The organism is Micrococcus luteus, assembly GCF_014138885.1.
Classification (GTDB): domain Bacteria; phylum Actinomycetota; class Actinomycetes; order Actinomycetales; family Micrococcaceae; genus Micrococcus; species Micrococcus luteus.
Map to the genome: position 1 here is coordinate 1,220,983 of NZ_JACJIK010000001.1, position 18,136 is coordinate 1,239,118.

At 72.9% G+C, this 18,136-nt stretch carries 18 protein-coding genes and 1 riboswitch; of the genes, 8 read left to right on the forward strand and 10 right to left on the reverse strand.

Annotation, left to right across the window (positions count from 1 at the left end):
• Positions 1–9 precede the first annotated feature (9 nt).
• The 3 genes from HDA34_RS05560 to HDA34_RS05570 form a co-directional block, all read right to left on the reverse strand.
• Entirely contained in the window at positions 10–645 is a 636-nt protein-coding gene (locus tag HDA34_RS05560; RefSeq protein WP_002856702.1) for a GNAT family N-acetyltransferase, read from the reverse strand.
• Positions 646–744: 99 nt separating this feature from the next.
• Complete coding sequence (locus HDA34_RS05565; RefSeq protein WP_010079505.1) at positions 745–1,068, reverse strand: putative quinol monooxygenase; 324 nt, start codon at positions 1,066–1,068, stop codon at positions 745–747.
• Positions 1,065–1,529 carry a DUF4126 domain-containing protein gene (locus HDA34_RS05570; protein WP_134376989.1) on the reverse strand — a complete coding sequence of 155 codons (465 nt, stop codon included), beginning with the start codon at positions 1,527–1,529 and terminating at the stop codon, positions 1,065–1,067. The genes HDA34_RS05565 and HDA34_RS05570 overlap by 4 nt, the downstream gene beginning before the upstream one ends.
• Before the next feature lie 131 nt (positions 1,530–1,660).
• On the opposite strand from HDA34_RS05570, the gene HDA34_RS05575 reads away from it, so the two are divergent.
• The 3 genes from HDA34_RS05575 (at position 1,661) to HDA34_RS05585 (ending at position 4,194) form a co-directional block, all read left to right on the forward strand.
• The gene (locus HDA34_RS05575) at positions 1,661–2,506 is read left to right on the forward strand and encodes a hydroxymethylpyrimidine/phosphomethylpyrimidine kinase (RefSeq protein WP_119217559.1); all 846 of its coding nucleotides are present in this window, start codon (positions 1,661–1,663) and stop codon (positions 2,504–2,506) included.
• A gap of 56 nt (positions 2,507–2,562) precedes the next feature.
• On the forward strand, positions 2,563–3,618 hold the full coding sequence (locus HDA34_RS05580; protein WP_134376990.1) for a hypothetical protein: 1,056 nt from the start codon (positions 2,563–2,565) through the stop codon (positions 3,616–3,618).
• Between the two features lie 90 nt (positions 3,619–3,708).
• On the forward strand, positions 3,709–4,194 hold the full coding sequence (locus HDA34_RS05585) for a hypothetical protein (protein ID WP_087114642.1): 486 nt from the start codon (positions 3,709–3,711) through the stop codon (positions 4,192–4,194).
• A 250-nt stretch (positions 4,195–4,444) separates the two neighbouring features.
• Here the strand turns inward: HDA34_RS05585 and HDA34_RS05590 are convergent, their stop codons facing one another.
• A complete protein-coding gene (locus tag HDA34_RS05590; protein ID WP_044659069.1) occupies positions 4,445–5,704 on the reverse strand; it encodes a sensor histidine kinase in 1,260 nt (419 codons plus the stop codon).
• Positions 5,705–5,725: 21 nt separating this feature from the next.
• On the reverse strand, positions 5,726–5,899 hold the full coding sequence (locus HDA34_RS05595) for a hypothetical protein (protein ID WP_002856694.1): 174 nt from the start codon (positions 5,897–5,899) through the stop codon (positions 5,726–5,728).
• A gap of 151 nt (positions 5,900–6,050) precedes the next feature.
• Here HDA34_RS05595 and HDA34_RS05600 point away from each other — a divergent pair, with 151 nt between their 5' ends.
• Positions 6,051–6,734, forward strand: coding sequence for a response regulator (locus HDA34_RS05600; protein ID WP_061867535.1), 684 nt, complete (start codon positions 6,051–6,053; stop codon positions 6,732–6,734).
• Positions 6,735–6,745: 11 nt separating this feature from the next.
• Here the strand turns inward: HDA34_RS05600 and HDA34_RS05605 are convergent, their stop codons facing one another.
• From HDA34_RS05605 to gcvP, 3 genes are all read right to left on the reverse strand, one after another.
• Complete coding sequence (locus HDA34_RS05605) at positions 6,746–7,579, reverse strand: thermonuclease family protein (RefSeq protein WP_002856692.1); 834 nt, start codon at positions 7,577–7,579, stop codon at positions 6,746–6,748.
• A gap of 117 nt (positions 7,580–7,696) precedes the next feature.
• Positions 7,697–8,863, reverse strand: coding sequence for a glycine cleavage system aminomethyltransferase GcvT (gene gcvT, locus HDA34_RS05610; RefSeq protein WP_044659070.1), 1,167 nt, complete (start codon positions 8,861–8,863; stop codon positions 7,697–7,699).
• 13 nt (positions 8,864–8,876) lie between these two features.
• Entirely contained in the window at positions 8,877–11,813 is a 2,937-nt protein-coding gene (gene gcvP, locus HDA34_RS05615) for an aminomethyl-transferring glycine dehydrogenase (protein ID WP_060974195.1), read from the reverse strand.
• Positions 11,814–11,975: 162 nt separating this feature from the next.
• A riboswitch (glycine riboswitch) is annotated at positions 11,976–12,092 on the reverse strand.
• A gap of 201 nt (positions 12,093–12,293) precedes the next feature.
• Here gcvP and HDA34_RS05620 point away from each other — a divergent pair.
• Positions 12,294–12,665, forward strand: coding sequence for an ectoine synthase (locus tag HDA34_RS05620; RefSeq protein ID WP_020624813.1), 372 nt, complete (start codon positions 12,294–12,296; stop codon positions 12,663–12,665).
• Between the two features lie 83 nt (positions 12,666–12,748).
• Positions 12,749–13,489, forward strand: a complete 741-nt coding sequence (locus HDA34_RS05625; RefSeq protein WP_036338795.1) for a YoaK family protein — start codon at positions 12,749–12,751, stop codon at positions 13,487–13,489.
• On the opposite strand, the gene HDA34_RS05630 is transcribed toward HDA34_RS05625, so the two are convergent.
• Complete coding sequence (locus HDA34_RS05630) at positions 13,464–14,672, reverse strand: acyl-CoA dehydrogenase family protein (protein ID WP_061867538.1); 1,209 nt, start codon at positions 14,670–14,672, stop codon at positions 13,464–13,466. The two genes, HDA34_RS05625 and HDA34_RS05630, sit on opposite strands and share 26 nt — an antisense overlap.
• A 150-nt stretch (positions 14,673–14,822) precedes the next feature.
• Between HDA34_RS05630 and HDA34_RS05635 the strand changes: the two genes are divergently transcribed.
• Together HDA34_RS05635 and HDA34_RS05640 are read left to right on the forward strand one after the other, a co-directional pair.
• On the forward strand, positions 14,823–16,604 hold the full coding sequence (locus HDA34_RS05635; RefSeq protein ID WP_134376991.1) for an AMP-binding protein: 1,782 nt from the start codon (positions 14,823–14,825) through the stop codon (positions 16,602–16,604).
• Positions 16,605–16,682: 78 nt separating this feature from the next.
• The gene (locus HDA34_RS05640; protein ID WP_020624809.1) at positions 16,683–17,207 is read left to right on the forward strand and encodes a MarR family winged helix-turn-helix transcriptional regulator; all 525 of its coding nucleotides are present in this window, start codon (positions 16,683–16,685) and stop codon (positions 17,205–17,207) included.
• Between the two features lie 60 nt (positions 17,208–17,267).
• Here HDA34_RS05640 and HDA34_RS05645 read toward each other — a convergent pair whose 3' ends face one another.
• On the reverse strand, positions 17,268–18,041 hold the full coding sequence (locus HDA34_RS05645) for an SDR family NAD(P)-dependent oxidoreductase (RefSeq protein WP_095353575.1): 774 nt from the start codon (positions 18,039–18,041) through the stop codon (positions 17,268–17,270).
• Between the last annotated feature and the right edge of the window lie 95 nt (positions 18,042–18,136).

Genomic DNA, 18,136 nt, shown 5'->3' on the forward strand with positions numbered 1-18,136 from the left:
GCCCCGCCCTCAGCGGCCGGCGACCTGCGCGTTCTCCGCCCCGAACGCGGGCGGGTAGCGGAACTCGCCGGCCGGCACCTCCGCGCCGTCCTGGAGCGTGAGGATCTGCAGCGCCTCGGGTTGACGCGCGAAGGCCGCGTGCACGCCGTGCTCGGAGGCCCGGTGGAAGCCGAACTTCGCGTAGTACTCGGGCCAGCCGTAGACCACCACGACCTCCTCGCCGTCGGCCTGGGCCTTCTGGAGCAGGGCGTTGACGAGCGCGGTGCCGGCGCCCTCGCCCTGGTGCTCGGGCAGGACGCCGTGCGGGGCGAGGGCGATCACCTCGGCGTGGTCGATGTGGGCCCGGACCAGGGTGCCGTAGCCCATCGGGTCCGACTGCAGGTCCGTGCCGGGGATCGCGGCGGTCATGGCCACGAGGGAGTACTGGGGCAGCCAGCCCTCCGCGCCGCCGGCGAGCGCCTCGACGAGGTCGGCCTCGGCCGTGGACGCGAAGGCGAGCTCGGCGATCTGGCGGACGGCGCGGCGGTCGGCCGGATCGTCGTGATCGGCCTCGCGGGTGGACCAGCGGTGGCCGAGATCCTGGCCGGCAGGGACGTGGGCGGTGCGGTGGCCGGGGGTCTGGGTGCTGTTCTGCTCGGCGCTCATGCGCTCACCGTAGCCAGGGTGTGACCCCGGATACAGAGACGGCGCCCTGCGTCACGCTCGTGACGCGGGCGCCGTCGCCTCCTCTGGCCGGGGGCGGGCTCAGTCGATCTGCAGCTCGCCCATCGGGCCGAAACCCTCCGCACCGACCTGCTCGGAGATGATCTGGGGCGTGCTCGCCAGCAGCGGGCGCATCGCGTCCAGGCCCTCCTGGAAGTGCGGGGACGCGACGTGGGCCTGCGCACCCTCGTCCGTGAACCCCTCGAGCAGGAAGTACTCGTTCGGGCCGCCCTCCACCGGGCGGTACCACTCGAAGAACAGGTTGCCGGGCTCGGAGCGCACGTCCGCGGTGTACTTCGCGACGGCGTCCATCCACTCGTCGGCACGCTCGGGCTGGACGGTGAACTTCAGGTTGATGAGGATCATGCCGTCCATTCTGGCCCACCCGGGACGGCCGCGGCACGGCCTCGCGTCCGCCGGTCGCGGAACCGCCGGGCCAGCAGCCACAGGCCCACGACGACGGCGACCACCAGCACGGCGACCAGCACCGGCAGGAACAGCGCGGCCGCGACGAGGCCGGCCGCCGAGACGTCCTCGGCCGCCGAGAGCACGGGCGCGGCGGCCCCCACCGTGACCGTGTCGGCTCCCACGACCGTCTGGACGGCGTCGTTGACCGCGTCCACCCCGGGGATCTTGTCCGCGACGAGCTCGAGCGCGAGCAGAACGCCGAGGATCCAGAGGGAGGCGTCGGCGGCGAGCCACGTCCAGCCCGCGGGCAGGTCGACGAGCCCCGTGAACCGGTCCAGCAGACCCAGGGCGAGCAGGGGGATGTAGGCGTTGAGCCCGGCCGAGGTGGCCAGGCCCGTGCCGGTGAGGAACTCGAGCACGTCCGTCCCCGTCCTTCGCGGGTCGCTCGGGGCGCCCGGGCGGACGCTCCGGGTCCGAGGACCCTCGTTCCCCGGTGAACACCGCCGGCCGTCGGGCGCTTCCCGTCCGGGGTCGGTCCTACCATGGGCGCATGCCCCAGACCGCTCACTCCCCCCAGCACTCCGCCTCCGCCCCCGCGCTCGCCCTGACCATCGCCGGGTCCGAGGCCACCGGCGGCGCCGGCGCCCAGGCCGACCTCAAGACGTTCCAGGAACTCGGCGTCTTCGGCATCGTGGCGCTGACCTGCATCGTCTCCTTCGACCCGGAGGACGACTGGAACCACCGCTTCTTCCCCGTGCCCACCGAGATCCTCCAGCAGCAGCTCGACGCCATCCAGGGCGACTACCCGGAGCGGCTGCGCACCGTGAAGCTGGGCATGCAGGGCTCCCCGGAGGTCATCCGCACCTCGGCCGCGGCCCTGCGCCGCGCCGCGTGGGACCACGTGGTCCTGGACCCCGTGCTCATCTGCAAGGGCCAGGAGCCGGGCCACGCCCTGGACACGGACCAGGCGCTCAAGGCCGAGCTGCTGCCGCTGGCCACCTTCACCACCCCGAACCACTTCGAGACGGAGCAGCTCTCCGGCATGACCGTGCGCTCGGTCGAGGACCTGACGGCGGCCGCTCGGCGCATCCACGAGATCTCCGGCGCGGCCGTGCTGGCCAAGGGCGGGATGCACCTGCCCGGCCCGGACGCCGTGGACGTGTTCGTGGACGGGGACACCGTGGAGGTGCTCTCCGCCCCGAAGATCGGCCAGTCCGGCGTCTCTGGTGCGGGCTGCTCGCTCGCCGCCGCCGTCACCGCCGAGTTGGCCAAGGGTGCCACCACGCTCGAGGCCGCGCGCCGCGCCAAGGAGTTCGTGCGAGCCGGCATCGCGCAGGCGGTGGAGGGCCGCACGCCGTTCGCCGCCCTGTGGCAGGGCGGCCTGCGCTCCGCCTGAGCGCGCACGTGGGCCGCTGACTCGTCCTGAGCCGGGCGGTGCGCCACACTGGGGGCATGAAGCTCTCCTCCCCCGCCCCGTCCGTCCCCGGCGAGGTCCACCACTCGGCGTCGTCCGTTCCCGTCGACAACGCGGAGGCCGTCGTCCCCGCGCTGCGCCAGCGCGCCCTCGCCCCGGGCGGCCGGCTCTACGGGCTGGCGGCGGCGGCCGCGGTCGGCGGGCTCACCCTGCTGGATCCGCACGCCCGCCGAGGGCGCGAGCGTCGGGCCCTCGCAGAGCTCGAGGCCGCCGTCAGCGGCACGTTCCTCGCGGCCGAGACCGCCAACGCCCTCCACACCGCCGCGATCGCCGACGGCGAGGTGGCCCCCTCCCCCGCCGCGCGTGCCCTGCGCGGGCTCGGCGGACTGGCCGTCGGCGGCGCGGTCGCGGCGGTCGCGCTGCGCACCACCGGCCTGAACGACCGGATCGACGGCGCCGTGGTGCGCGGGCTCCAGCGGGCCGGCGTCCCCGCCCCGCGCGTCGCGCTGGCCGCAGCGGCCTCCCTGGCGATGCTGCTGGCCAACGAGGACGCCCGCCGGACCCGCCGCGACGCCGTCGAACTCGCCGTCACCGGCCCCGCCGGCCTGGACGAGGACACGGTCGACGAGGTCGAGCCCGAGGCCACCGCCGAGCTGCCGGTCGAGGTGCGCGTCCTGCTCGAGACCCTGCTCGACCCGGCGCTGGCCGAGGGCCGGGACCTGCCCGGGGCTGAGGCGCTGCGCTCCCAGCTGCCGCACGCCCGCACCGTCACCTCGGTGGCCGAGGCCATCCGTGAAGCCGGCGAGGTCCCGGACTGGGTGCCGCTCGTCGTCCAGACCGACGACGACATCCGTCGCGCGGTGCCGAACGACTGCGTCTGGCCCGTCCGCGGCCGCTTCGCCTCCGGCTCCGCCGGAGGACACGAGCTCGAGCTGCGCCTGCAGGTGATCGACGGGGAGATCGGCGCCCTGACGGTGACCCTGCCCGCGGACGCCGAGGCGGACAGCGACGCCTGGGACGCGTTCCAGGAGATCGAGTCCTTCCCCGGCGTCGAGGACCTGGCCTTCCACGTGGACGGCGACCGGCGCGCCTGACCGGGAACTCTCCCGGGGCCCGTCCAGCCCGGCCCACTACAGTGGGGACCCGCCCGACGTCGTCGATCCCCCTCCCGGAGAGTTCCCGCCATGACCACCCCCGCCCCGGTCGCGTCCGCCGCCCGTGCCCGTCGCCGCGCGGCCCGTTCCGGCCCCCGCCCGCAGCTGCGCATGGGACTGAACGGGTTCCTCGTGGCCTGGCTGCTGCCCAACCTCGTGATGGCCGCCGTGGTGGCGGTCCTGGCCGTGGTCCCGGGCCTGCAGGCCTTCGGCAGCCTGACACCGCTGCTGACGGTGGTCGGGGTCGCCGGGCTGGTGGTGGGGCTGCCGCTGTGCCTGCTCGTGAACTGGGCGTTCCGGCACGTGCTCAACCAGTGGGTCCACGTGCTGGCGTACGCGCTGATCGGCATGCTCTACGGCCTGGTGGTGCTCACGCAGGGCGCGGCGGGCATCCTGCCGATGCTCATCCCGGTGATCGGATTCCCGGCCGCCGTGCTCATGGCCCTGGGCCGGACGGCGGCCCGTCCCCTCGTCCGCACGGTCACCCCGGAGCCGTCGCGCACCGAGCCGGCCTGAGCACGCCCGCAACGAGAAAGGACGATGGCCGGATGGCCATCGTCCTTCTCGGAACCGCGTCCGGGGCCCGCATCCCCTCAGGCATGTATCCCGGCTCGTGATTCGCACTGTGCACCGTCTCAATGGGGCATGACCCACTCTAGGAGGGACGACGGCGCCCCCGACAGTGGCGGATGGTGCAGACTTTCGGGCGATGATGTGAGGCAGCTCACATGGACGTGGTCCATGACGGTGCCGGCGCCGGCCTCAGTCAGACGGACCGGGGGAGCACCGCGCGCACCCGCCACCCCCAGCCCCCCGGCCCGGCCTCGATCGCGCCGCCGAAGGTGGCCACGCGATCCCGCATGGAGTTCAGGCCCACACCGGAGGAGTTCCACTGCGGCGGGCCGGACCGCTCGGCGACGGTGTTCTCCACCGCGAGCACCACGTCCGACCCCGCGTCGCGGAGTTCGATGCGCACGCGCGCGCCCTCGCCGGCGTGCTTGGCGACGTTCGTGGTGGCCTCCTGGAGCACCCGGTGCAGGGTGGACCGCACGGAGATCGGCATCGCGTTCTGGTCGCAGCGGACGTCCGTCTCCACCGTCATTCCGAGACTGCGCAGCTCCTCGGCCAGGCGGGCCACGGACAGGACCGGATCCGCGGACGTCGCGCCGTCCGCGTCCCCCGCGGCGCCCGGCTCACCGCTCGGGTCCACGATCCCGTCCTCCTGGAGGACGGAGAGCATGCGCCGCAGGTCCCGCAGCGCGTCCTTCGCGGAGTCCCCCACCACGTCCAGCACGCTCTGAGCCGCCTCCGGGGTGCCGAGGTAGCGTGCCGTCCGGGCCTGCATCGAGATGATCGTGAGGTTGTGCGCGACCACGTCGTGCAGGTCGCGGGCCAGGGAGCGACGCTCGGCCTCGGCAGCCAGCCGGGCCCGTTCCTCCGCCTCGAACACCCGGCGGCGATCCCGCTCCCGCCGGGTCAGGCTCTCGCGGATGAAGAGCCCGCCGCCGAGGCCCATGGACATGAGCAGCAGGATGAACCACGTCGCGTTCGCCTGACCCACCGCGAACGGCTGGGCGACGCCCCAGGTCAGCGCCAGGACGGCGGCCGTGACGACGAACCCCCAGGAACGGGCGGTCGCCGCGACGGCCCCGAGGACCACGGGCGCGACGACGGCGAAGAGCACCTCGGAACCGCCGACGACGGTCGCGACGGCCCCGGGCAGGAGCAGGGCGAAGCCCACCGTGCTGCGCCACCACTGGGCGAGGAAGGCGCTGGTCGCCGACGCGATGGCGATCCCGTCCAGGACCGGGATGACGCCGTGGCCCGGGCCGAACAGACCGATGTCGGACGCGGTCGAGGCGAGCAGGAACGCCGACCCGAAGGCGAGATAGACGCGGCTCAGCGGCGCCGCGGCCCAGAACGCGCGCCACCGCAGGCTGCGCGCCTGACGCCACGCCGAAGAGCGGCGCGCCCGGGAGGGCGCGCCGCTCCGGACGGAGGGGGTCGATGGGCTCGAATCAGGCATCGGGGGCGGACCGCCCCGGGGTCAGTCGCACCAGATGCCGAAGTGGCGGCACGTCCACTCCGCAGTGCCTTTGCCGAGGCCCAGGGTCGTGACGACGTCGTCCTCGGCCGAGGCCGCCGAGGCGGCGGCGGCCGGAGCGCCGACGAGGGTGGAGGCGAGAAGGAGAGCGGAAGCGAGGAGAGCGCGAGTCTTCATGGCCCCAGTATGTATGACGCCCGTCACAAATGGTGCACGCCGCGCACAGGCCGCGCCGCGGCATGGCGCAGATGACGGCCGGCGGGCACCCCGGCCTCGCCCCGACGCCGACAAGGTGGCATGCGCCACAGCACCGGTTACGCTGACCTGCGTGTCCGAAGAGCTGCGCATCCTGATCGCCGACGACCAGCCGCTCATGAGCGGCGCGCTCCGCGTGCTCGTCGACTCTGCCCCCGGCATGACCTGCGTGGGTGTGGTCGCCAACGGCGTCGAAGCCGTGGAGGCGTGCGCCGCCATCGAGCCGGACGTGGTCCTGATGGACATGCAGATGCCCCTGATGGACGGGGTGGAGGCCACACGCCGGATCAAGGACACCCACCCCGCGATCCGGGTCCTGGCGATCACCACGTTCACGTCCGAGGACTACCTCGTGCCGGCCCTGCGCGCCGGAGCGGGCGGCTACCTCCTCAAGGACGCGGAGCCGCCGGCCATCCTGGGCGCCATTCAGGCCGTCCATCGCGGCGAGTCCGTGCTCTCCCCCGCCGTGGCGACCAAGCTGCTCGTCTCGATCGAGCGGGACCGGCCGACGGTGGGCCCCACCTCGGTGCAGCCCGGCAGCCCCGACGGCTCCGACCTCACCGAGCGGGAGCTGGGCGTGCTGCGGCTGCTGGCCAGGGGTCAGTCGAACCCGGAGATCGCCGCGAACCTCTTCGTCTCCGAGTCCACGGTCAAGGCCAACCTCACGCGGATCATGGCCAAGCTGGAGGTCCGCGACCGCGTCCAGCTGATCATCCGGGCGGCCCAGCTCGGGCTCGTCACCCTCGCCCTGGACTGAGCGCGGCGGGGTCAGCCACGGGCCGCGATCTCGTTGCGCCGCGTGTTGAGGTCCTTCAGGACTTGCATCCCGTGCTCCACCACCGGGTCCGCCTCGGCCAGGAGCGACTCCTTGGCCGGCCCGTAGGCGAGGTCGGCGAACGTGCCGTTCTCCGGGTCGAGGGCCCGGATCTCCTGCTGCACCAGGCGCACCTGGTCCAGGCCGGCCGCGTACTCCACCGCTCGCTCGTCGATCTTCGTCAGGGACGCCTCCGCGTCCTCCGGGATCTGCTCCAGGGCGAACTGGGCCTCGTAGAGCCGGTTCTGGTACGTGCAGGGCTCCTCGATGTCGTAGAGCCCCACGCCGCGACCCACGGCCTCCTGATTGGCCTGGGCGATCTCCTCCGCCAGGCGCTTGCCGACGGCGACCTCCGTGGGGGCGGCCATGCCGGCCTCCGCCATGGCCACGTTGACGGTGCCGCCGCCGATCGAGATGACCGCGCTCTCCATCCCCTCGGGCGCGCCCTCGTCCGAGGTGGTCATGCTCGCGGTCGCCCCCTGCGGGAGCCGATCACGCAGCCAGGCGTAGGACTCCTCCCCCATGCAGAGGTTGGGGCCGACCTTGAGGCCCTCGGGGTTGCGGCCCGCGCTCGTGACGCCGGCGAGGACCACGGTCCGCTCGGTGCCGCCTTGGTTCACCACCACGGTGTTGCCGTCCAGCACGGTGACGATGTCCACGCGGGCGGCGTCGGCGGCCACGCCGCGGAGGACGGTGACGATGCCCAGCAGGAGCAGGACGGCGGCGACGGCGAGGAAGACCAGCAGCCCCTTCAGGGGGACCCGGGCACGGGCGGCGACGTGAGTCATGCGGACTTCCTGCAGGTGGACGGCGGGACGGGGGGCCGCGACGACGGCCCGGAGCCCGAGTCTAGCGAAGGGCCCCGGGACCGCCGAGCGGCGGGCCGAGGGACGGCTGCGTCGGGCTCAGCGCTCCCGGCGGTAGAACGGCGTGGCCACCACGGTGAACGGCTCGCCGCGGCCGCGCAGGTCCACCTGCAGGGACGTGCCCTCGGCGGCCACGTCGCGGCGGACACGGGCCAGGGCGATGGGGTGTCCGAGGGTCGGGCTGGGGGCGCCCGAGGTCACCTCGCCCACCCGCTCGCCGGACTCGTCCAGCACGGCGTAACCGTGCCGGGCGGCACGCCGACCCGCGCCCTGCAGCCCCACGAGGACCTCCTCGACGTCGTCCCTGCCGACCAGCGCGGATCGTCCGACGAAGTCGGCCTCCTTGCTCGCGGGCACCGCGAAGCCGACGCCGGAGGCGTGCGGCTGGTGCCCGGTGTCCAGCTCGTTGCCGTAGAGCGGCATGCCCGCCTCGAGGCGCAGCGAGTCCCGCGAGGCGAGCCCGCACAGCGTCAGCTCCACGCCCGCCTCGTCCGCGGCCGAGAGCATCGTGTTCCACACGGCGGAGCCGCGGTCGCCGGCCTCGGCGGTGGAGGCGGCGGGCAGGAACAGCTCGAAGCCGTCCTCACCGGTGTAGCCGGTGCGGGCGACGACGGCGATGACGTCACCGGCGTCCGTGGGCACGGTCAGGGTCAGGTGGCCGTAGTACTTCAGCTCGGCCAGCTGCGCCGCGGCCTCCGGCATGGCCCGGGCGAGGATCCTCTCGGCCTGCGGGCCCTGCACGGCCACGAGGGCGGTGGTCGAGGACTCGTCCTCGACGACGGCGTCCCAGCCCGACGCCCGCTGGTTCAGGGCGGTGTGGACCGCGGCGATGTTGCCAGCGTTGGGCACCACCAGGTAGTCGGGCTCGGAGCCGGCCTCGCCGTCGTCCATCCGGTAGACGATCGTGTCGTCGAGGATGGTGCCGGCGTCCGTCAGGCACAGGGCGTACTTGGCGCGGCCGGGCTTCAACGTGGAGAGCACGCTCGAGAGGGCGTGGTCCAGCATGGCCCCGGCCTCCGGGCCGGTGACCCGGATCTCGCCCATGTGGGAGAGGTCGAACAGGCCTGCGGAGGTGCGCACGGCCTTGTGCTCGGCCAGCTCGGAGCCGTACTTCAGGGGCATGTTCCAGCCGCCGAAGTCCGTGAACGTGGCGCCCGCGGCCTCGTGGACCGGGTGCAGCGGGGAGTTGCGCGTCGAATCGCTCATGGGGGTGATCCTCTCAGTCCTCGTCGGCGGTGTCGGCCACGGCGCCCTCGAACGCCTCGGGCGGCGGGCACGAGCACACGAGGTTGCGATCGCCGTAGGCGCCGTCGATGCGGCCCACCGGCGGCAGGTACTTGTCCAGACGCAGGCCCGGCACCGGCGTGCCCGCCTGGGCGCGCGAGTAGGGGCGATCCCACTCGTCGGCCATCAGGACGTTGAGGGTGTGCGGGGCGCGGCGCAGGACGGAGTCCGCCACGGTCTCCGGGGTGACGGCGGTGATCTCGGCGTGGATGGCCTCCATGGCCTCGATGAACCGCTCGATCTCCTCGAGGTCCTCGGACTCGGTGGGCTCCACCATGAGCGTGCCGGCCACGGGGAACGCCAGGGTCGGGGCGTGGAACCCGTAGTCGATGAGGCGCTTGCAGACGTCCTCGGCGGTCACGCCCGTGCGGGCCGTGAGCTCGCGCAGGTCGAGGATGCACTCGTGCGCCACGAGGCCGTCGTTGCCCGTGTACAGCGTCGGGTAGAGGGGCGCGAGGCGGCGGGAGATGTAGTTGGCGCCCAGCAGCGCGTGCGCGGTGGCGGAGCGCAGACCCTCGGCGCCCATCAGGTGGATGTAGGCCCAGGAGATGGGCAGCACGCCGGCCGAGCCGTGCGGGGCCGCGGTCATCAGGGCCTCGCGGGAGGGCAGGTACGGCACCAGGTGCTCGCCCACCGCCACGGGGCCCACGCCCGGGCCCCCGCCGCCGTGCGGGATGCAGAACGTCTTGTGCAGGTTCAGGTGGGAGACGTCTCCGCCGAACTCGCCCGGCTGGGCCAGGCCCACGAGCGCGTTGAGGTTGGCGCCGTCGATGTACACCTGGCCTCCCGCGGCGTGCACCGTGGCGCAGACCTCCTTGACGTCGGCGTCGTAGACGCCGTGCGTGGAGGGGTAGGTGATCATGATGGCCGCGATGCGGCCCTCGTTCGCCGCGATCTTGGCGTCCAGGTCGGCGGCGTCGATCGTGCCGTCGTCGGCGGTGGCGACGACGACGACCTTCAGCCCCGCCAGCACGGCTGAGGCCGCGTTGGTGCCGTGGGCGGAGGCCGGGATCAGGCAGATGTCCCGCTCACCCTCACCGCGGGCCAGGTGGTACTGGCGGATGGCCCACAGGCCCGCGAACTCGCCCTGCGAGCCGGCGTTCGGGGCCACCGAGACGCCCGCGTAGCCGGTGATCTCGGCGAGCTTGGCCTCGAGGTCCTCGATCAGGAACCGCCAGCCCTCGGTCTGGTGGTCGGGCGCGAACGGGTGGATGGAGCAGAACTCGGGCCAGGAGATGGCCTCCATCTCCGCGGTGGCGTTGAGCTTCATGGTGCACGAGCCCAGCGGGATCATGGTCCGGTCCAGCGCCAGGTCGTAGCCGGAGAGGCGGCGCAGGTAGCGCAGCATCTTCGTCTCCGAGTGGTGGGTGTTGAACACCGGGTGCGTCATGAACGCGGAGGAGCGGCGTAGCGCCTCCGGCACGGCCGGGGTGGCCACGGCGCCCTCGTGCGCGGAGGCCGGCAGGGAGCCCGCGTCCAGGCCGAACGCCGTCAGGACGGCCACGAGGTCGGCGTCGACGGTGGTCTCATCGGCCGCGATCCGCAGGGTGTCCGCGTCCACCAGGCGCAGGTTCACGCCGTTCTCCTCGGCGGCCTTCAGGACCTGTTCAGCCCGGCCGGGCACGCGGACGGTGATCGTGTCGAAGAAGTGCTCCTCGGCGACCTCGACGCCGCCGGCCCGCAGCGCCTCCGCCAGGCGGACGGCCTGGGCGTGGGCGTGGCGCGCGATGCGGGCGATGCCCTGGGGGCCGTGGTAGACGGCGTACATCGAGGCGACGATCGCGAGCAGCGCCTGGGCGGTGCAGATGTTGGAGGTGGCCTTCTCGCGCCGGATGTGCTGTTCGCGCGTCTGGAGGGCGAGGCGGTAGGCGGGCTTGCCGGCGTCGTCGTGGGAGACGCCCACGAGGCGGCCCGGCATGCTGCGCTGCAGGCCCTCCTTCACGGCCATGTAGGCGGCGTGGGGGCCGCCGAAGAACAGGGGCACGCCGAAGCGCTGCGTGGAGCCGACGGCGATGTCCGCGCCCTGCTCCCCGGGCGGGGTGATCAGGGCGAGGGAGAGGATGTCCGCCGCGACGGTCACGAGGGCGCCGGCCTCCTTGGCCTGCGCGATGACGGCGGCGTGGTCGTGGATGCGGCCGGAGTCGCCGGGCTGCTGCAGCACGACGCCGCACAGGCCCTTCTCCTCGACCTCGGCGCGGACGTCCTGGGGGATGCCTGCGGAGAGGTCGGCCACGCGCACGTCGATGCCCACGGCCTCGGCACGCAGGCGCACCACGGAGAGGGTCTGCGGGAAGAGGTCCGCGTCGAGGAGGGTGACGCCGTCGGTCCTGCGACGGTTGGCGCGGTGCATGAGGAGCACGGCCTCGGCGGCGGCGGAGGCCTCGTCCAGCAGAGAGGCGTTGGCGATGTCCAGGCCGGTGAGGTCCTGGACCATCGTCTGGTAGTTCAGGAGGGCTTCGAGGCGGCCCTGGGAGATCTCCGGCTGGTACGGCGTGTAGGCCGTGTACCAGGCCGGGTTCTCCAGCACCTTGCGGAGGATGACGCCCGGGGTGACGGTGTCCGAGAAGCCCTGCCCGATCATCTGGGTCTTCATGACGTTGCGGCCGGCGATCTCGCGCAGCTGCTCCAGGACCGCGGACTCGGTCAGCGGGGCGGGCAGCTCGAGGGGCTTCGGCTGGCGGATGCCGGCGGGGACGGCGGTGTCCACGAGGGCCTCGAGCGAGTCGTAGCCCAGGGTCTGCAGCATGTGCTCGACGTCCGCGGGGCGCGGGCCGATGTGGCGGGCCACGAAGGGGGCCGAGGCGGTGTCCTTGGGCTCGACGCGCTCGTGGGGCAGCGCGGTCGTGCTCTCGGTGGTCTGGGGGCTGGTCACGGGGTACCTCCGGGGGGATCCTGCCGTGGTCACGGCGTGGGTCTGCTCCTCCCCGCTCTGTCATGGACCTGAGAGTTTCCGACGCCCGGGTGGGCGGCTTGCACCGTCGGTGGTCTCGGTCCGGACGCGGGCGCGGCGGAGTGAGACGCTTTCCAGAGCGCCTGACCCCACGCGGTACGGATGCCTGAGAGATTCCCGGGGAGGGTTTGCTCCTTCGGCGGCCTGCTCACGCGGCCGGCCGGGGCAGGACGCGCGCCGACGCTCTCCCGCGCGGGGCATGCGGCGTGCCGCCAGTATCCCACACGTGTACGCCGCGTCACAGGGCGCCCGGGAGGGGCCGGACGGGGCGTGTCGAAGGCTTTCGTTGATGAAACGGGCGCCCGGGAGGGGTTGAGTCGCCCCACGCGCCCGTGCCTACCGTGGCGAGGACGGGCGGGCGTGTTCCTCCGCCCCGGAGCCGACCGAGGGAGCGATCCACCCATGTACACCCGCAGCCGGAACGACGTCGAGAAGGTCGAGTGGGGCGGAGGCACCTCCGAACGCCTCATCACCGCGAAGGACGAGATGGGCTTCGCCGTCGCCCACACGATCGTGCGCGCCGGATCGTCCTCGAAGCTCCAGTACCGCAACCACCAGGAGGCCTGTTACTGCATCGCGGGCAACGGCTCCGTGGTGGAGCCGGACGGCACCGTCCACGAGATCACGCCGGGTGTCATCTACGTCCTGCCGGACCACGAGCCGCACGACCTGCGCGGCGGCACCGAGGACATGCACCTGATCTCGGTGTTCAACCCCGCCATCACCGGCGACGAGAAGCACACCCTGTCGGAGGACGGCTACTCCAGCTACTGAGCCCGGGCACGGTGACGGGAGGCGTCGACGACGGCGCCTCCCGCGTCGGCGCCGACGGCGGCGTCCGGTCGTAGGGTGGCGGGGTGCTCAACCTGTGCGCCCCCGAGCGCACCGTGCGCCGCAACACCCACCTGGCGCTGGTGCTGACCGCGATCGCGGGGATCCTCAACTCCGTGGGCTTCGTCGCCGTGGCCACGTACACGTCCCACATGACGGGGATCGTGGCGTCCATGGCGGACGCGGCGGTCCTCCACGCCCCGGGTCTGGTCGGCACGGGCCTGCTCGCGCTGGCCATGTTCATCCTGGGCGCGGTCGTCTGCGCGCTGGTGTTCAACTGGGGCCGGGTCAACGGCCTCCGGTCGCGGTACGCCAACATCCTCCTGCTCGAGGGCGTCGGCATGCTGGTGTTCGGCCTGCTCGCCGAGCACGTCCGCGATGCGCACCGGCCGCTGGTCGTGGTGGCCGTGCTGTGCTTCACCATGGGCCTGCAGAACGCCTTGATCACCCGCATCGGGGCGTGGCCGATCCGCACCACGCACGTGACGGGCATGGTCACGGACATCGGCGTCGAGCTCGGCAAGATCCTGTACCGCAACGGCCCCGGGGCCGCGGCCCCCGTCGTCGGGGAACCGCGGCGCGTGGGACTGCTGGCGCTGCTCGTGGCCCTGTTCTTCCTGGGCGGGGTGGCGGGCGCGGCCGGCTACCTCTGGCTGGGCTTCGAGGTGGTCATCCCGGTGGCCGGCGTGCTGCTGCTCATCGCCCACCGCCCGCTGATCCAGGACCTGCAGGACGCGTGGCTCACACGAAAGCCGAGACGCCGGTGAGGGCCCGTCCCACGATCAGGGTGTTCATGCCGTAGGAGCCCTCGTAGGAGTAGATGGCCTCCACGTCCCCCATGATCTTGGCGATCTCGTGCTCCGTGAGCAGGCCGTTGCCGCCGAGGGCGTCGCGGGCGAGCGCCGCCGAGGACCGGGCCAGCCGGGTCGAGGTGGCCTTGGCCATCGCCGCGTGCATCATCTCCATCCGCCCCTCCTGCCGCAGGGCGTCCACCTGGAGCATCATCCCGGCGGAGGCGGCCAGGTTGCCGGCGACCTCGGCGATCTGGGCCTGGATCAGCTGGAACGCGGCCAGTGGGCGGCCGAACTGCTCCCGCCGCAGCGCGTAGGAGCGCAGCACGTCCAGCACGCCCATCTGCGCGCCGACGCCCTGCCAGCCGACCCACATGCGCGAGTCGCGCAGCAGGGCGCGGGTGGCGGCGAAGGTGGTGGCGCCGGGCAGGATCGCGTCCGCGGGCAGACGCACGTCCAGGGTGATGTCCGCGTTCTGCATGATCCGCAGGCCCATCTTCCCGCTGATCTTCGTGGCCTCGTAGCCGGGGGTGTCGGTGGGCACCACGAAGCCCTTGATCTCGCCGTCGGCGGTGTCGCGCGCCCAGACGAGCGCGACGTCGGCGATCGTGCCGGCCCCGATCCAGCGCTTGGCGCCGCGGATGACCCACTCGTCGCCGTCGCGGGTGGCGGTGGTGGCGAGGCCGCCGGCGATGTCCGAGCCGTGGTCCGGTTCGGTGAGGCAGAACGCGCCCAGGGCGTCGAAGGATTCGAGGCGCCCCTGCCACGTGGCCTTCTGACGCTCTGAGCCCAGGCCGGCGATCATGCCGAGGTTGAGCTCGTTGTGGATGCCCACGAGGGCGGACAGGGACAGGTCCACACGGGCGATCTCCGCGTGCACGAGCTGCTGGAACAGCGAGGACGAGCCGTCCAGGACGAGGCGCCCCAGACCCAGCTCGGCCAGGCCCGGCAGCAGGTCGAACGCGAACTCCTCGGCGTCCCAGTAGCGGGTCAGGTGTGGCCGCACGCGGGTCTGCAGGTGGTCCTCGATCGCGTCGAGCCGGGCACGCTCGACCGGTTCGAGGCGGTCCCGCAGGCGCAGCAGGTCCACGTGGGGCAGGCCGGGGGGGACGGCGGGCGCGCCGGTGGCGGGGAGGGGGCGGTCGGCGAGGGCGGTCATGGCTCTCCTTCGGGGGCGGTCCGACGACGGCGGGCGGTTTCACCGAGAATCCGACTGTAGGACTTCCAACTATCCAGGTCTGACAGTAGTGTTCCAGATCACAGACCCCCGGCCAAGGATCCGTTCAGCAGCCACCCCGAGGAGGGACCCATGACCGTCCAGGACCCCACCGCCGTCGCCGCCCCGTCGCCGACGGAGGTGTTCCGCGCGGCCCGCGACCTGCTGGTCGAGTGCCAGACCGACGACGAGCGCGCCCGCGCCGAGTTCGAGTGGCCCCGCTTCGAGCACTTCAACTTCGGCTTCGACTGGTTCGACCGCCTGGCCCAGGACCCGGCCCGCGCGGACGTGCCGGCGCTGATCATCGCCGAGGACGACGGTCGCAGCACCGAACGCACCTTCGCCGAGCTCTCCGCGGCCTCCAACCGGGTGGCGAACTGGCTCTCCGCGCAGGGCCTGCGCCGCGGCGACCGTCTCATCCTCATGCTGAACAACCAGGTGGAGCTGTGGGAGTTCATGCTCGCCTGCATCAAGCTGCGGGTGGTCATGGTGCCCACCACCACACAGATGACCTCCGGGGACCTCGAGGACCGGGTGACGCGCGCCGGCGCCGCGTGGGCCGTGGCCGGCGCCGAGGACCTGGCCAAGTTCGCCGGCGTCGGCGAGGACCTGCACCTGGTGCACGTGCCGGGCGTCTTCGCGGAGGGCCCGGCGCGCCGCGCCCCCGAGGTCGCCGGCCACACCGTGCTCTCCTACGACGACGCCGACGACGCCGCCACCGAGCTGACCCCGGCCGAGCCGACCCCCGCCGACGAGACGCTGCTCTTCTACTTCACCTCGGGCACCACCTCGAAGCCGAAGCTCGTGGAGCACACCCACACCTCGTACCCGGTCGGCCACCTCACGACGCTCTACTGGATCGGTCTGGAGCCGGGCGACGTGCACCTCAACGTGGCCTCCCCGGGCTGGGCCAAGCACGCGTGGTCCAACTTCTTCGCCCCGTGGATCGCGGAGGCCACGATCTTCGTGCACAACGCCCGCAAGTTCGACCCCGCGGCCCTGATGGCCAACATGGAGCGCTACGGCGTCACGAGCTTCTGCGCCCCGCCCACCGTGTGGCGCATGCTCATCAAGGCGGACCTGGCGCAGCTGACGACCCCGCCGACCAAGACCATCTCCGCGGGCGAGCCGCTCAACGCCGAGGTGATCGACCAGGTGCACAAGGCGTGGGGCACCACGATCCGCGACGGCTTCGGGATGACCGAGACCACCCTGCAGATCGCCAACACCCCGGGCCAGAAGGTCGTCATCGGCTCCATGGGCCGCCCGCTGCCCGGCATGGACGTCACCCTGCTCGACCCGCTCACGGGCCAGGAGGCCGAGGAGGGCGAGATCTGCCTGCGCCTGGACCCGCGTCCGGTGGGCCTGCTGAAGTCCTACTACGGCAACCAGGAGAAGACGGACGAGGTGTTCCGCGACGGCGTGTTCCACACCGGTGACATCGCCCGCCGCGACGAGAACGGCGTGCTGACCTATGTGGGCCGCGCGGACGACGTCTTCAAGTCCTCGGACTACAAGGTGTCCCCGTTCGAGCTGGAGTCGGTGCTGGTCAAGCACCCGGCCGTGATGGAGGGCGCGATCGTCCCCACCCCGGACGAGCTGCGACTGGCCGTGCCGAAGGCCTTCGTCACCCTCGCCCCGGGCCATGAGCCCACCGCGGAGACCGCCCGGGCGATCCTGCAGTTCACGCTCACCCAGCTGCCCCCGTACAAGCGCATCCGCCGCATCGAGTTCCTCGAGCTGCCGAAGACCATCTCGGGCAAGATCCGCCGCGTGGAGCTGCGCAAGGCCGAGGTCGAGCGCGCCCAGACGGGCGCCGCCCCGGACGGCTACGGCACCGAGTTCCGGGAGGAGGACCTGGACCTGCAGCGCTGACCGGCCGTTCCCCGCCACCGCCCCGTCCGTGTCCGGCGGTGGCGGGGGACCCCCGGTGCGCCGCTAGTCTGGAGCGCCATGAAGAAGCCACCCCTCGCCCAGGACCCCATCCGGGAGGCCGCCCGGAACTGGGAGCGTCACGGATGGGGTGACGTCGCCCGCCCGATGGCCGCCATCACCTCGATCATGCGGGCCCAGCAGATCCTGCTGGGTCGGGCGCAGGCCGCGCTCAAGCCCTACGGGCTCACCTTCGCGCGGTACGAGCTGCTGGCGCTGCTGAACTTCTCGCGCGAGAAGCGGATGCGGATGTCCAAGGCGTCCGCGCTCCTGCAGGTCCACCCCACCTCGGTGACCAATGCGGTGGACCGGCTCGAGGCCGCCGGGCTGGTGGAGCGCACCCCCCACGAGTCGGACCGCCGCGCGCTCGTGCTCGCCCTCACGGACGAGGGCCGGCGCGTCGCCGTCGCCGCCACGGAGACGCTCAACGCCGAGGTCTTCGGCCGTTCCGGCTTCGATCCGGCGGACGTGGACACCCTCATCGACGTCCTCGGCCGGTTCCGCGCCGAGGCCGGCGACTTCCAGGTCGACGGCCTCGACGCCTGAGCGCCCCGACGGCGGAGCACACCTCCTCCTGACGCTCTCCGCGGCCTCCGGCCGCGCGGCTCAGCGGGGCTCGAGGCGCACGGCGCCGTCGAGCCGGATGACCTCGCCGTTGAGGAACGGGTTGGACACGATCTGCTCGACGAGCAGCGCGTAGTCCTCGGGCCGGCCGAGGCGGGCCGGATGCGGGGTCTTGGTGGACAGCGCCTTGCGGGCGGCCTCGGGCAGGCCGGCCATCATGGGCGTCTCCATGAGGCCGGGGGCGATCGTGACCACGCGGATCTGCGAGGAGGCGAGCTCGCGGGCCGCGGGCAGGGTCAGCGCGACCACGGCGCCCTTGGAGGCGGAGTACGCGATCTGGCCGATCTGCCCGTCGTAGGCCGCCACGGACGCGGTGTTCACGATGACGCCGCGGTCCTCGCCGAGCGGCTCCTGCGTCCTCATCGCGGCGGCGGCCTGGGCCATCATCGACACGGTGCCGACCGTGTTGATCGCCAGGACCCGGCTCAGCACCTCGGCGGACAGCGGCCCGTCGCGGCCCACGAGCTTGCCCGGCGTCGCCACGCCGGCGCAGTTGACCAGCACCCGCAGCGGCCCGGCCTCCAGCGCGGCGGCCACGGCCTCCCGGGCGGTGTCCTCGGCGGTGACGTCGCCGGTCACGAAGCGCGCGCGGGGGCCGAGGGCGGCCACGGCGTCCGCGCGGACGGTCTCACCCTCGCGGTCCGGCAGGTCCACCACCACGACGGCGGCACCCGCGTCCGCCAGGCGGCGGGCGGTGGCGTGGCCGAGGCCCGAGGCCCCGCCGGTGACGATCGCGCTCTGGTTCGACAGGTCCATGGACGGACCCTCCCTTCCTCCTCGGGATACCCCCCGAGTTCGATAGTTGCATGTCCTACGTTCTCATCCTAGATTAGCGGAAGAGTAACCCAGAT